The organism is Streptomyces mirabilis (genome assembly GCF_039503195.1).
Taxonomy (GTDB): domain Bacteria; phylum Actinomycetota; class Actinomycetes; order Streptomycetales; family Streptomycetaceae; genus Streptomyces; species Streptomyces mirabilis_D.
This window is the reverse complement of the sequence record NZ_JBCJKP010000001.1, coordinates 4,493,127-4,506,248: the sequence shown is the minus strand read 5'-3', so window position 1 is coordinate 4,506,248 and position 13,122 is coordinate 4,493,127. Positions and strand designations below refer to the sequence as shown.

General features: G+C 69.2%; 10 protein-coding genes and 1 tRNA gene. 6 read left to right on the top strand and 5 right to left on the bottom strand.

The genetic code is table 11. The features are described from left to right. Nucleotides 1–244: 244 nt before the first annotated feature. Entirely contained in the window at nt 245–1,546 is a 1,302-nt protein-coding gene (locus AAFF41_RS20825; RefSeq protein ID WP_319748932.1) for a cyclopropane-fatty-acyl-phospholipid synthase family protein, read from the top strand. Between the two features lie 72 nt (nt 1,547–1,618). Here the strand turns inward: AAFF41_RS20825 and AAFF41_RS20820 are convergent, their stop codons facing one another. Both AAFF41_RS20820 and AAFF41_RS20815 read right to left on the bottom strand, forming a co-directional pair. Next, the gene (locus AAFF41_RS20820; protein WP_343324403.1) at nt 1,619–4,147 is read right to left on the bottom strand and encodes an ABC transporter permease; all 2,529 of its coding nucleotides are present in this window, start codon (nt 4,145–4,147) and stop codon (nt 1,619–1,621) included. Nucleotides 4,148–4,292: 145 nt separating this feature from the next. Beyond that, the gene (locus AAFF41_RS20815) at nt 4,293–5,063 is read right to left on the bottom strand and encodes an ABC transporter ATP-binding protein (protein WP_054237271.1); all 771 of its coding nucleotides are present in this window, start codon (nt 5,061–5,063) and stop codon (nt 4,293–4,295) included. A 413-nt stretch (nt 5,064–5,476) separates the two neighbouring features. Between AAFF41_RS20815 and AAFF41_RS20810 the strand changes: the two genes are divergently transcribed. From AAFF41_RS20810 to AAFF41_RS20795, 4 genes are all read left to right on the top strand, one after another. Next, nucleotides 5,477–5,559 (top strand) — tRNA-Leu (locus AAFF41_RS20810). 417 nt (nt 5,560–5,976) lie between these two features. After that, on the top strand, nt 5,977–7,485 hold the full coding sequence (locus AAFF41_RS20805; protein ID WP_240362270.1) for a hypothetical protein: 1,509 nt from the start codon (nt 5,977–5,979) through the stop codon (nt 7,483–7,485). 256 nt (nt 7,486–7,741) lie between these two features. Beyond that, nucleotides 7,742–8,917, top strand: coding sequence for a 4-hydroxybenzoate 3-monooxygenase (locus AAFF41_RS20800; protein ID WP_343324402.1), 1,176 nt, complete (start codon nt 7,742–7,744; stop codon nt 8,915–8,917). A gap of 199 nt (nt 8,918–9,116) precedes the next feature. Then, on the top strand, nt 9,117–9,995 hold the full coding sequence (locus AAFF41_RS20795; RefSeq protein ID WP_319748928.1) for a Bax inhibitor-1/YccA family protein: 879 nt from the start codon (nt 9,117–9,119) through the stop codon (nt 9,993–9,995). A gap of 107 nt (nt 9,996–10,102) precedes the next feature. On the opposite strand, the gene AAFF41_RS20790 is transcribed toward AAFF41_RS20795, so the two are convergent. Further along, entirely contained in the window at nt 10,103–10,333 is a 231-nt protein-coding gene (locus tag AAFF41_RS20790; RefSeq protein WP_343324401.1) for a DUF4287 domain-containing protein, read from the bottom strand. A gap of 103 nt (nt 10,334–10,436) precedes the next feature. Here AAFF41_RS20790 and AAFF41_RS20785 point away from each other — a divergent pair, with 103 nt between their 5' ends. Then, a complete protein-coding gene (locus AAFF41_RS20785; protein ID WP_319748927.1) occupies nt 10,437–10,748 on the top strand; it encodes a hypothetical protein in 312 nt (103 codons plus the stop codon). Between the two features lie 15 nt (nt 10,749–10,763). On the opposite strand, the gene AAFF41_RS20780 is transcribed toward AAFF41_RS20785, so the two are convergent. Together AAFF41_RS20780 and AAFF41_RS20775 are read right to left on the bottom strand one after the other, a co-directional pair. Next, on the bottom strand, nt 10,764–11,549 hold the full coding sequence (locus AAFF41_RS20780) for a hypothetical protein (RefSeq protein ID WP_319748926.1): 786 nt from the start codon (nt 11,547–11,549) through the stop codon (nt 10,764–10,766). Nucleotides 11,550–11,833: 284 nt separating this feature from the next. Further along, nucleotides 11,834–13,054, bottom strand: coding sequence for an acetyl-CoA C-acetyltransferase (locus AAFF41_RS20775; RefSeq protein ID WP_343324400.1), 1,221 nt, complete (start codon nt 13,052–13,054; stop codon nt 11,834–11,836). Nucleotides 13,055–13,122 lie beyond the last annotated feature (68 nt).

Here is a 13,122-nt window from a genome sequence, read left to right as displayed (position 1 = left end):
GGGGGGTCCCTTTGGCATTGTTCGGCCGCGGGCCGGTGCGGGCTGGTCGCGCAGTGCCCCGCACCCCTGAAAGCCTGGGGAAGTCCGGCGTTCCGGAGCGCGCGATCCTCCCGCCCCCGCGAAAGAACGTGGTGGGTACAGGTATTTTGCCCAGCCGTAACGCGGAAGGGGGACTGCGCGCGAGGCCGGTTGGTGTTTACGTGGTGTTGGAGCGTTCGGGAGTGTTGTCTCGGAGGTGTACGCCATGCAGGACGCCGCGCCGCGGCTGAAGAGCCTTGTCGAACAGTTGGTGGGAGCCCCGCTCCCGATCCGCGTCCGCGCCTGGGACGGCTCGGAAGCGGGCCCTCCCGGCGCCCCCGCCGTTGTCGTCCGCAACCGGCGCGCCCTGCGCCGGCTGTTGTGGAAACCGGGTGAGGTGGGGCTCGCCCGGGCCTGGGTCGCCGGGGACCTGGGGGTGGAGGGCGACCTCTACACCGCGCTCGACCTGCTGTCGGGGCTCGTCTGGGACCGGGGCGAGGACGCGCGGGGCGTCGCGGAGGCCCTGCGCGATCCGGAGGTACGGGCCGCCGTCCGCGGACTGGTGAAGATGGGCGGCCTCCCGTTGCCGCCCAGCCCGCCCCAGGAAGAGATGCGCAGGCGCCGCCGCCACCTCCACACCAAGCGCAGCGACCAGCGCGCCATCAGCCACCACTACGACGTGGGCAACGACTTCTACGAGATCGTCCTCGGGCCCTCGATGGTCTACTCGTGCGCCTACTGGGAGGACGGCGGCACCCTTGAGGACGCCCAGCGCGACAAGCTGGAACTCATCGCGCAGAAGCTCGATCTGAGGCCGGGTCAACGGCTCCTCGACGTCGGCTGCGGCTGGGGCTCGATGGCGATCCACGCGGCCCGCGAGCACGGCGTGAGCGTCGTCGGGGTCACGCTCTCGCACGAACAGGCCGCGTACGCCCGTAAGCGGGTCGCGGACGAGGGGCTGACCGACCGGGTGGAGATCCGGGTGCAGGACTACCGGGACGTCGCCGACGGGCCGTACGACGCGATCTCCTCCATCGGTATGGCCGAACACGTGGGCGCCGAGCGCTACCTGGAGTACGCCGAGGTGCTGTACAGCCTCCTCAAGCCGGGCGGACGGTTGCTCAACCACCAGATCGCACGGCCGCCCCGGCGCGACGAGTCGGCCTACGACGTCGACGAGTTCATCGACGCCTACGTCTTCCCGGACGGCGAGCTCGCGCCCATCGGCACGACCGTCACCCAGTTGGAACGCGCCGGGTTCGAGGTCCGCGACGTCGAGTCGATCCGCGAGCACTACGCCCTCACGCTGCGCCGCTGGGTCACCAACCTGGAGGCGCAGTGGGCGCGGGCCGTGGCGCTCACCGGTCCGGGCCGGGCCCGCGTCTGGCGTCTCTACATGGCGGCCTCCGCGGTCGCCTTCGAGCGCAACCGCATCGGCGTCAACCAGGTACTGGCGATCAGGACCCCCGAGCCCTCCGGCGCCTCCGGAATGCCCCTGCGGGCCAGAACCTGGAACCCGGCCCACTGACAGTGGTCCGCCGACGACCGGGGCCCCGTTCCGATCCGGAACGGGGCCCCGATGTTCGTCACCGCTTCTTCGCTACTCCGACTTGATCGCCGACAGCATGTTCAGGCGGGACGCCCGGCGGGCCGGCCACAGCGCGGCCAGCACGCCGACCGTCCCCGCGAGGAGCAGGAACAGAGCCATCCGGTCCCAGGGCAGGACCAGTTCGTACGTCGACATCTTGCTGCCGACGAGCTCGCCGGCCGCCCAGCCGAAGAACACGCCCAGGCCGATGCCGAGCACGCCGCCGAAGAGCGAGATGACCAGGGACTCCAGGCGGACCATCCGCTTGATGCCCTTGCGGTCGAGGCCGATCGCGCGGAGCATCCCGATCTCCTGGGAGCGCTCGAAGACCGACATGGCCAGGGTGTTGATGACACCGAGGACGGCGACGACGACCGCCATGGCGAGCAGGCCGTAGAGCATGTTCAGAAGCAGGGTGAACATCTGAGCGATGTTGTTGGAGATGTCCTTCTTGTCCTGGACCTGGACGGCCGGGTTGTTGCCGAGGGCCTTCTCCAGCTTGTTCTTGGTCGCGTCGGACGTGCCGTCGGCCGTCTTCAGCATGACCTGCATGTCGGCGACGTCCGTCAGGTGCGGGGAGAGCGTCGCGTTGTCGACCATGATGCCGTTGATCATCATGTTGCCGTGGTAGATCCCGGCGACGGTGAGGCGCTGCTTCTTGCCGTCCTCGTAGGAGACCGTGAGGTCCGAACCGGCCTTCCATCCGTGCGACTTGGCGGTGTCGTCGTCCACGACGACCTGGGTGCCGCCGACCTTGAAGGCGCCCTCGTCGAGCGTGAGGTCGGTGAGCTTGGCGATGGACTCGCCGTTGACGCCCGCCAGCATCTCGGACGTGCCGTCGATGCGCGAGGGGGAGGTGCGCAGGGGGCTGGTGTCGGTGACACCGTCGAGGCCGGCGAGGGTCTTCGCGACCTGCGGGGAGAGGGGGACGCCGTTCGCCATCGACACGACGTAGTCCGCCTTGATCGCGGAGCTGGCCATCTTGTCGATCGACTTCTGCAGGCTGCCCGCCATCACCGTCATACCGGTGATCAGGGTGAGCCCGATCATCAGGGCGGAGGCGGTGGCGGCCGTGCGGCGCGGGTTGCGCACCGAGTTCTGGCGGGCCAGCTTGCCGGAGACCCCGAAGACACGGAGCACCGGGGCCGCGGCCGCGATCAGGGGGCGGGAGAGCAGCGGGGTCAGCACGAAGACGCCGATGATGAGGAGGACCGCGCCGAGACCCATCGGGGCCTGGCCGTCCGAGCCGCTCATGGTCGTCGCGTACAGGACGACGGCGACGCCGGCCGCGGCGAACAGGGCGCCGATCGTGTTCCGCACGACCAGGGACTTCGTCGTCGCCTGCGCGTGCACGCTGCTCATCGCGGCGACCGGCGGGATCTTCGCGGCGCGACGGCCGGGCAGCCAGGCGGCCAGCATGGTGATGAGGATGCCGACGAGCAGGGCCGTGGCGATCGTGCCGGGCGAGATCAGCAGCGGGCCGTCCGGGACGGTGGCGCCGAGCGAACCCATCAGCGAGCGCATGCCCGCGCCGATGCCGATGCCCGCGAGCAGACCCGCCACCGCGGCGACCGTGCCGACGACGAAGGCCTCGACGAGCACGGAGCGGGTGACCTGGCGGCGGGAGGCGCCGACGGCGCGCAGCAGGGCGAGTTCCTTGGTGCGCTGGGCGACCAGCATGGTGAAGGTGTTGGCGATGATGAACGTACCGACGAACAGCGCGATGCCCGCGAAGACCAGCAGGCCGGTCTTCATGCCGCTCATCGCGGAGGCGATCGCGCTCGCCTGGTCGTCGGCGAGCTGCTGGCCGGTGGTGGTGGTGGCGACGCCCTTCGGGATGACCTGGTCGAGGGCGGCGCGCAGGGCGGTCTGGCTGGTGCCGGACGCGGCCTTCACGTCGATCTCGTCGTACTCGCCTACGCGGTGGAAGAGCTGCTGCGCGGTCGCGGTGTCGAAGAGGGCGAGGCTGCCGCCGGCCGCGACGTTGCCGTCGTCGGTGGTGAACACGCCGGCGACGGTGGGGGCGAGGACGGGGCCGTCGACGGACAGCCGTACGGTGTCGCCGACCTTGTAGCCCGCGCGCCTCGCGGTCTCCGAGTCGATCGCGACCTCGTTCTTGCCCTTGGGCGCGTGGCCGCTGGTCAGCGGGTAGCGGGCGTCCTTGGTGCCCCAGTAGTTGCCGCCCTGCGACTGGAAGCCGCTGCCGACGAGTTTGCCGTCCTTGTCGGCTATCGCGGTGAAGCCGGTCACGACGCCCGTGGTGGCGCCGGCGCCGGGGACCGTGGAGGCCTTCTCGAGCAGTGCCTGCGTGAGCTTCTGCTCCTTGCCGACCTTGTCGCCCTTGTCGTCCTGGGCCTTGGGCTGGATGGCGACGTCGACCTGGTCGAAGCCCTTGGCGGAGCTCTTCTGGTAGGCGTCGGAGATGGTGTTGGTGAAGACCAGGGTGCCCGATACGAACGCCACGCCGAGCATTACGGCGAGCACGGTCATCAGGAGCCTGGCCTTGTGCGCGAGCACGTTGCGCAAGGCGGTTCGGAACATGGGGTTTCTCAGTCCAGGAGGGTGAGGCGGTCGGCAGGCGGAGGGTGTGGCTGTCTCTGCGGTGAGTCCGTCGGACGCGGGCCGGTGGGGGCTGGGCGCGTAGTTACCCGCGCCCCTTGAGAGCGCCGGCGCGCGTCTTTCTCGGTCAGCTGGTGCGGCCCTTGGCGTCGAACTGCTTCATGCGGTCCAGGACGGAGTCCGCCGTCGGTCCGTACACCTCGTCCACGATCCGTCCGTCCGCGAGGAAGACCACCCGGTCCGCGTAGGCCGCCGCCACCGGGTCGTGGGTCACCATCACCACGGTCTGCCCCAACTCCCGTACCGAGTTGCGCAGGAAGCCCAGCACCTCGGCACCTGAGCGCGAGTCGAGGTTTCCGGTCGGCTCGTCGCCGAAGATGATGTCGGGCCGGGAGGCGAGCGCGCGGGCGACGGCGACGCGCTGCTGCTGGCCGCCGGAGAGCTGGGAGGGCCGGTGGCTGAGGCGGTCGGAGAGACCGATCATCGTGATGACCTTGTCCAGCCACTCGCGGTCGGGCTTGCGGCCCGCGATGTCCATCGGGAGGGTGATGTTCTCCAGGGCCGTCAGCGTCGGCAGCAGGTTGAACGCCTGGAAGATGAAGCCGATCTTGTCCCGGCGGAGCTTGGTGAGCTGCTTGTCCTTGAGGGAGCCGAGCTCGGTCTCCCCGATGCGCACGGAGCCGGAGGAGAAGGTGTCGAGGCCCGCCACGCAGTGCATCAGCGTGGACTTGCCGGACCCCGAGGGGCCCATGATCGCGGTGAACTCGGCCTGCCGGAAGTCGACGGAGACCCGGTCGAGGGCGACCACCTGGGTCTCGCCCTGTCCGTAGACCTTCGACAGTTCCGTGGCGCGGGCGGCCACGGTGGTGGCCCGGTCGGCGAGGGGCGTGCTGGTCACGGGAGGGTGCTCCTGTCGGGACGACGGCGTTTCTGGGGACGTGTCCCATCCTCGCGGCCGTTCGGCGCCTTGGAGTCAGCCGCTGTTCCGGTTCCGGGGGCAGCCTCGGGTCGGACCGCGGACGGTCTTGTCATACCTGGGGATGAGGGCGCGCCCTGAGTGCTCCCTGAGTGCTTCCCGAGCGCCGTCCGGGTCCGACTCCTGTGGGTGCGTCCGTTCGGACGGTGAAATTCCGTCATTCCGTATACGCGGGTCTGTGCCGCCCGAAAGCCTATTGGCAAGTGCGGATGGCCCGTACCGGGGGCTGATGCACCCTCAGACGTCAATAAAATAAGACAACATCGGTTCGCTCGCCCACAGTTCGAGGGATGCGCCCCGATAGGCTCGGATCCTCAATGCGGAGCCCATGGCCTGCCCGGATGGTGGAATGCAGACACGGCGAGCTTAAACCTCGCTGCCCCTCGCGGGCGTACCGGTTCAAGTCCGGTTCCGGGCACCTCCTCTCATATGACACCTGACCCGACAAAACGGCAGAAGGCCCCATACCTCTTTCGTGTCGCGGGAACACCGCGGGAACGCATCGTGTTCGTCCTTCACCTCGACGGCTGCCGTTTCGCGGGTTCCTGGAATCGCGTCGACCGCGACCTGGTCGCGGCGAAATGGAGCCCCCGGCGGCGAGGCGCTCCCGCTGCCGCGCGCCGTCGTCGCCAACGGCGACTTCGAGCAGTGCCGACGGTTCCACGTCCACCGTGAACACCGGCGCATCAGCGCGACGCTCTTCAGGGGCAACTCGGCATCGCCGCATGGCCGTTCGAGCTTCGCCCACAGGAAGAAACACGGCCCTTATGATCTCCATCTGACATGTCATGTTCCGAACGGAGGCATGCTCCGTTCATCCGATGGAAGGGTGCGTGTGGCACTCATACGGACACTGAGACCGCTGGCGGTCCTCGCGGCGACGGCAGCCCTGTTCGGCGGGCTCACGGTGCAGCCCGCGACCGCGGACGATCCCGTGGTGTCGAAACTGACGCTCGGCACCGACCAGTTCAAGATGACCGACACGAGCTACGAGTCGGCCACGAACAACCTCTACAACAACGTCCTGACGAACCACGTCGACCTCACGGACGTCGTCACCACCGACTTCACGAAGAACTCGTCCGGGGCCACCGACACCTGGATGAATCTGCGTTCCATGCGCGCGTGCGCCGGCGACGAGACGAAGGCGCTGCCGCCGGTGACCAAGAAGGTCGCCTGGTGCTGGTCCTCGGCGCATGCCGACGACAACACGCCGCGCTGGTTCCCGCAGGGCATGAGCACCACCGGAACCGCCGACGGGGGTGACGGCGCCATCCAGGGCAAGCACGTCACAGCGGTCGCCTGGCACTACAAGACGTTCAAGACCGACTCGGCCGGCGACCTCGAGGCCAACGACGGCTGCAAGACGAACAACCTGCTCAAGCTCACCTTCATCGACAGGGACACCGGCAAGTACCGCCACGTCCTGCTCGCCGAGCCGACCAGCACCTCGTCCAGCGCCTCGAACTTCAAGTTCGTCACCGGTCACGGCGGCGGCATCGCCTGGTACGCGAACTACATCTACGTCACCGACACGGCCCACGGCATCCGGGTCTTCGACATCAACAAGATGGCGAAGGTCGACACCTATGGCTCCGGCCTCAACTCGTACGGGGTCAGCGGCGGCACGTCCAGCGCCTGCGGTTACCCGTACGTGCTGCCCGAGGTGCACTACTACCAGCAGTCGGGCACGCCGGACTCGTGCGCTACCGACGCGGGCGACGGCACGCCCGACGCGCAGCAGCTCTGCTACTCCTGGCTCTCCCTCGACAAGACCGGCGGCAGCCCCTACAAGCTGGTCACGGGCGAGTGGTACGGCTCGGCGGCAGGCGGCCGCGTGGTGCGCTACCAGCTCAACCCGACGAGCGCCTCGACCTACCCGGGGCTGCTGAACATGTCCGGCGGCAAGACCGTGATCCAGGACGCCTACACGCTCCCCGGCTACTGGGGTCTGCAGGGCGGCATGACCTGGACCGACAGCGCCGGCCTGCTGAACTTCGCCTTCAGCAAGGGCTGCGGCACCAAGCCCGCGGTGTTCTCCCACACCTGGGTGGGTGACACCCGGGCTGTGACCAGCTGCGCCTCCGGCGGCAACTGGGCGGTCGGCTCGCCGCAGGCCCTCAGCTACTGGCCAAAGCTCGACGCCACCCAGGTGGACGAGCTGTGGGGGCTGACGGAGGGCATCTGCGCCGGCACCTCGCTGCGGGCCTCGTACCCGTACGAGTTCCCGGCCATCTCCGAGAACGGCAACGCCTGCGACGGCTACAACGGTACGGACAATCTGTCGCTCCGCTCGGTCTTCGCCGTCGGTTTCACCGACTCGGCTGTCCAGAACCTGCATTGACGTACGGCGGGCACGCCTGACGCACACCGGGGCGGGACCCGGACCCAGGCGCCGCTCGGCGCTCCGGGCCCCGCTCCGGATTTCTTCGTGAACCGTTGACAGTGAGCGTGTGCGATCGGAGACTCTTGCGAAGATGGTGAAGTAAATTTCACCAGACGAACAAGCTGCGCAAGACGAGCAACATGAACCACCGTGCGGCGAAGTCGAACACCGCGAACACGTCATGGGTTGAGCGGAACGCGAAGGGGCGTGCCGAATGCGTACCACCGTAGGAATCATCGGAGCCGGGCCGGCCGGCCTGCTGCTGGCGCGGTTGCTGCGCAACGCGGGGATCGACTCCGTCGTGCTGGAGAGCCGAGACCGGGCGTACGTCGAGCAGCGCCAACGCGCCGGGATCCTGGAGCAGGGGACGGTGGACGTGCTGCGGGCCGCCGGGGCCGGCGGGCGGATGGACCGGGAGGGGCTGCGGCACGACGGGATCGAGCTACGGTTCGCGCGGGAGCGGCACCGGGTCGACTTCCCCGCCCTGACCGGCGGCAGCTCCGTGATGGTGTACGCCCAGACGGAGGTGTGCAAGGACCTCATCGCGCTCCAGCTCAAGGAGGGTGGCCCGCTGCTCTTCGGGGCCGAGGCGCTGGCGGTGGAGGGGCCGGAGAGCGAGCGGCCGCGGGTCCGCTTCCGGCACGAGGGGCGCGAGGACGTGCTGGAGTGCGATTACGTCGTCGGCTGCGACGGGTTCTGGGGGGTGGCCCGGCGGGCGATACCCGCCGAGCGCTCCCGCGTATTCGAACGGACGTACCCCTTCGGCTGGCTCGGGATCCTCGCGGACGTGCCGCCCTCCCACGGCGAACTGGTCTACGCCCGCCACGACCGCGGCTTCGCCCTGCTCAGCATGCGCTCGCCCGTCGTCTCCCGGCTCTACCTCCAGGTGCCCGAGGGCACGGACGCCGGTTCGTGGGCGGACGAGGAGATCTGGGACGAGCTGGAGCGGCGCTTGGAGACCGCGGACGGATGGAGTCTGGAGCGCGGGACCATCACCTCCAAGTCCGTCACCCCGATGCGCAGTCACGTCCACGAGCCCATGCGGCACGGGCGGCTCTTCCTCGCCGGGGACGCCGCCCACATCGTTCCGCCGACCGGCGCCAAGGGACTCAACCTCGCCGTCGGCGACGTGGTGACGTTCGCCCGCGCGTTGGTCCACCTGGAGGAGACCGGATCGGCGGAACGTCTCGACGCGTACTCCGAGACCTGCCTGCGCCGCGTCTGGCAGGCCGAGCGGTTCTCGTACGACATGACCACCCTGCTGCACCGTGCCCCGGACGCGACCCCCTTCGAGGACCGCGTCCAGCTGGCCCGGCTGCGCCGGATCGTCACGTCACGGGCGGCGGAGACGGACCTGGCGGAGGGTTACACCGGGTTTCCCCTGGACTGATCGCCGCGGACTCCCGAGACCCCCGCCGGGCAGGGCGCAAGGGGCCTGTCACGGCTTGGTACCAGTGCGCGCGGGCCGGGAGACACACGCGTACCTTGGCAGCGTGAGGGAAAGATCCTCCTCAAGCAGTAGGGTCGATCCTTTGCCTACCCATTACCCTTGAGCCAAGGCCCACGCACGGTGGCCATGGAGGAGTGAAATGAGGAGCAGCAACCCGGTCTTCTCGCGACGGGGGTTCAGCCGCGACAACGGCTACGCGGGATTCAACGCGGCGCCGCAGGCCGGGGGACCCGCTGTCGGCACGCAGGCCAATCCGTACGCGCAGGGTGGCAACCCCTACGCGCAGAACCCTTACGCCCAGCAGGACCTGCAGCAGGGTGCCCCGCCGCAGGCCCCGGTCTCCACCGGCCGGATGACGATGGACGACGTCGTCATGCGCTCGGCCATGACGCTCGGCATCGTCACCGTGGGCGCGATCCTCGCCTGGGCGCTGCTTCCGGTGTCCAGCACCAGCTACGGGCTCGCCATCGGCGCCGCGCTCGTCGCGTTCGTCCTCGCGATGGTGCAGTCCTTCAAGCGCACGGCCTCGCCCGCGCTGATCCTCGGTTACGCCGCCTTCGAGGGCGTCTTCCTCGGGGTCATCAGCGAGATGTACAACAGCCGGTGGAGCGGCGCGCCCTTCCAGGCCGTGCTCGGCACCATGGCGGTGGCCGGAGCGACCCTACTCGTCTACAAGGCGGGCTGGATCCGGGTGACCGCGCGGTACGCGCGCATCGGTATGGCCATCGCGATCGCCTTCGTGGTCGTCATGGCGGTCAACCTGCTGCTCGTCGTCTTCGGCGTTGCGGGCGACGGCGGACTGCGCAGCATGGGCCCGCTGGGCGCGATCGTCGGCATCCTGGCGATCCTGATCGGCGCGTTCTTCCTGACCCTCGACTTCAAGCAGATCGAGGACGGCATCGCGTACGGGGCGCCGAAGGAGGAGGCCTGGCTGGCCGCGTTCGGCCTGACCATGACCCTCGTGTGGATCTACGTCGAGATGCTGCGGCTGGTCGCCATCTTCAGCGGCGACGACTAGCCGACCCCGCCGGCCGAACGGGCCGGTGAGCGACCTGAAGGGCCCGCGAACCGACGGTTCGCGGGCCCTTTGCCATGGGGATGCCTGGTCCTGGTGGTGGTGCGCGCTCAGAGCAGTTTGCGCGCGGCCCTCCTCAAGTCGTACTCATGAATGATCGCCTTGGCGTGGCCGTACGCGAGGTTGTGCTCGGCGCGGAGCCAGCTGACCTTCTCCTCGAAGCGGAAGAGAGCGGGGCCTTCGTCGACGGTGCGCAACCAGTCGGACACTTCACGACCGGTGCATTGGGGAATGCGGGCGAGCAGATTGCGATGGGTCTCCTGGGAGAACACTTGGGACATCGGCGCCTCCGGACGCAATGGGGTGTAAGCCGGTCCTTCACGCCACGGTGCCTGAGGGTTCGGTTGTTGGCAACAGTCCCGTCGCGGCGCGTAGTCTCGCGGCGTGCTTGATACGACGCCGCTGACCCGAGCCGTGGACCACTTCGCCGACCGGTTGCGGGCCGCGCCGCAGAGCCGGCTGCAACGGGGGGCCGCCGCGGAGGCGCTGGGGCTGGCCAGGGAGTTGGCGCGGTGGGCGCAGCGTGTGGAGGACCCCGCGACTGAGCCCTTGGAGATGCCGGACGCGGGGATGTTCGCCGTCGCCGATCAAATCACCGTCGCGGCGCATGATTTGGCGGTCGTCCTGAGGAACGAGGGGGAGCTCGCGGAGGCGTTGATGTTGGTGGAGGAGGCGCAGAAGAGAGCCGGGGTGTGAAGCCGGCACAGGGACCTACAGCGACGCTATGACCCTGTCCGCCAGGATGTAGATGCTCTCCTCGCCGCAGGCGAAGGTCAGGGCGTAGGCGCCGGAGACGCCGGAGCCGCCGAGGAGGACCGGAGTCTCGCCGGCGCGCAGGGCCGCGGCCAGCCGTTCCGCGGTTTCGCGGTGGCCGGGGGTCATGCACAGGGTCGTACCGTCGGCGAAGACGTAGACGTCGAGGGTACCGAGCGGCCCGGGGCGGACGTCGGTCAGCTCCGTGCGGGACTCGGCGAGCTCCTCCAGGCAGGAGACCGTGCGCTCGTGGTCGTTCACGACGGGTGACTGGACCGGGACGAAGTCCGGGTGCGAGGGGTGACGGCGACGGGCCGCGGCCAGTTCGGGCGAGTCACCCGCGTACTCGTCGGCGTCGAGGCCCGCCTCGGTGACCGGCTCCAGGGGCTCCAGGCTCAAGAAGTCCGACTCGCGGGGCATGAACAGTTCGCTGTCGGGCAGACCGAGCAGCGAGGGCGCGTCCGAGACGTCACGCGCCTCCTGGGCGGCCCAGAACGCCCGTGCCTCGGCGAGTTCCCGCTCCCGCTCCTCGGCGAGCGCCTCGGCGACGGCAGCGCGTATCTCGTCCGTGTCGGAGGCCGAGCGCGCCGCCGGTACGAGGCCGTGCGGGACGGTCGCGGCGCGGCTCTCGGCCAGCTCGTTGTGCAGGGCCGCGACCTGCCGGCGCAGACCCTGCAGGGTGCGCAGAACGGCGACGCCCACGGCCGCGGTCGCGGCGGTGGTGAGCAGCAGAGCAATTGGCATGGCGCTCACTGACGTACTCCCGGTTCAAAGTCGACCCCCCGACTTCCTACATCAGCTTGAAGGGCGGACCATCCTGCTGTCAGTGCGTAACGTCACGAATAGGACAGGACTTTGGCCCTGGGGTTTAGTCGCGCAGCGGCTCTGACCTGCGTAAATCGCTCTCCGAGGGGAGATAGGTCACATCTTGGGGGGGATTGGATCACAAATCGGCCCAGAGTCCCGGTGGTTACCGGGCTCTGGGCCGATTCGGTCACGCTGGGCTCAGCGTTGGTTACCCGTACGGACTAGCTGAGGCGCTCGATGACCATCGCCATGCCCTGGCCGCCGCCCACGCACATCGTCTCCAGGCCGAACTGCTTGTCATGGAACTGGAGGGAGTTGATGAGCGTGCCGGTGATGCGGGCGCCGGTCATGCCGAAGGGGTGGCCGACGGCGATGGCGCCGCCGTTCACGTTCAGCTTGTCCAGCGGGATGTTCAGGTCGCGGTAGGAGGGGATCACCTGGGCGGCGAAGGCCTCGTTGATCTCGAAGAGGTCGATGTCGTCGACGGTCAGGCCGGCGCGCTGGAGGGCCTGCTTGCTGGCCTCCACCGGGCCGAGGCCCATGATCTCGGGGGAGAGGCCGGTGACGCCGGTCGACACGATGCGGGCGAGCGGGGTGAGGCCGAGCTCGCGGGCCTTCGTGTCGGACATGATCACGAGGGCGGCGGCGCCGTCGTTGAGGGGGCAGCAGTTGCCGGCCGTGACCATGCCGTCGGGGCGGAAGACGGGCTTGAGGCCCTGGACGCCCTCCAGCGTCACGCCCGCGCGCGGGCCGTCGTCCTTGCCGACGACCGTGCCGTCGGGGGTGGTGACCGGGGTGATCTCACGCTCCCAGAAGCCGTTCTTGATGGCCTCCTCGGCGAGGTTCTGGGAGCGGACGCCGAACTCGTCCATGTCCTGGCGGGTGACGCCCTTGATGCGGGCGAGGTTCTCGGCGGTCTGGCCCATGGCGATGTAGGCGTCCGGGACGAGGCCGTCCTCGCGCGGGTCGTGCCAGGTCGAGCCCTCGGACTGGGCGACGGCCTCGGTGCGGGCCTCGGCCTCCGCGAAGAAGGGGTTGCGCGTGTCGGGGAGGGAGTCGGAGTTGCCCTTGGTGAAGCGGGAGACCAGCTCGACGCCGGCCGAGATGAAGACGTCGCCCTCGCCGGCCTTGATGGCGTGCAGGGCCATGCGGCTCGTCTGGAGGGACGAGGAACAGTAACGGGTGATGGTGCAGCCCGGGAGGTGGTCCATGCCCATCTGCACGGCGACGATGCGGCCGAGGTTGTTGCCCTGCTCGCCGCCGGGGAGGCCGCAGCCGAGCATCAGGTCGTCGATGTCCTTGGGGTCCAGCTCGGGGACCTTGGCGAGGGCGGCCTGAATGATCGTGGCGGTGAGGTCGTCCGGGCGGAGATCCTTGAGGGAGCCCTTGAAAGCGCGGCCGATGGGAGAACGGGCGGTCGAGACGATCACGGCTTCGGGCATCACGGCTCCATGGGCGCTATGGGGAGGACGGGCAGGGCTGCTTGGGAAGTTACCCGCCCGTACCGCCC

What these genes read in the sequence shown, in the direction of transcription:
- AAFF41_RS20825 (WP_319748932.1), top strand. Translation starts at nt 245, where the DNA reads ATGCAGGACGCCGCGCCGCGGCTGAAGAGCCTTGTCGAACAGTTGGTG.
- AAFF41_RS20820 (WP_343324403.1), bottom strand. Translation starts at nt 4,147, where the DNA reads ATGTTCCGAACCGCCTTGCGCAACGTGCTCGCGCACAAGGCCAGGCTC.
- AAFF41_RS20800 (WP_343324402.1), top strand. Translation starts at nt 7,742, where the DNA reads ATGCGTACCACCGTAGGAATCATCGGAGCCGGGCCGGCCGGCCTGCTG.
- AAFF41_RS20795 (WP_319748928.1), top strand. Translation starts at nt 9,117, where the DNA reads ATGAGGAGCAGCAACCCGGTCTTCTCGCGACGGGGGTTCAGCCGCGAC.
- AAFF41_RS20790 (WP_343324401.1), bottom strand. Translation starts at nt 10,333, where the DNA reads ATGTCCCAAGTGTTCTCCCAGGAGACCCATCGCAATCTGCTCGCCCGC.
- AAFF41_RS20780 (WP_319748926.1), bottom strand. Translation starts at nt 11,549, where the DNA reads ATGCCAATTGCTCTGCTGCTCACCACCGCCGCGACCGCGGCCGTGGGC.
- AAFF41_RS20775 (WP_343324400.1), bottom strand. Translation starts at nt 13,054, where the DNA reads ATGCCCGAAGCCGTGATCGTCTCGACCGCCCGTTCTCCCATCGGCCGC.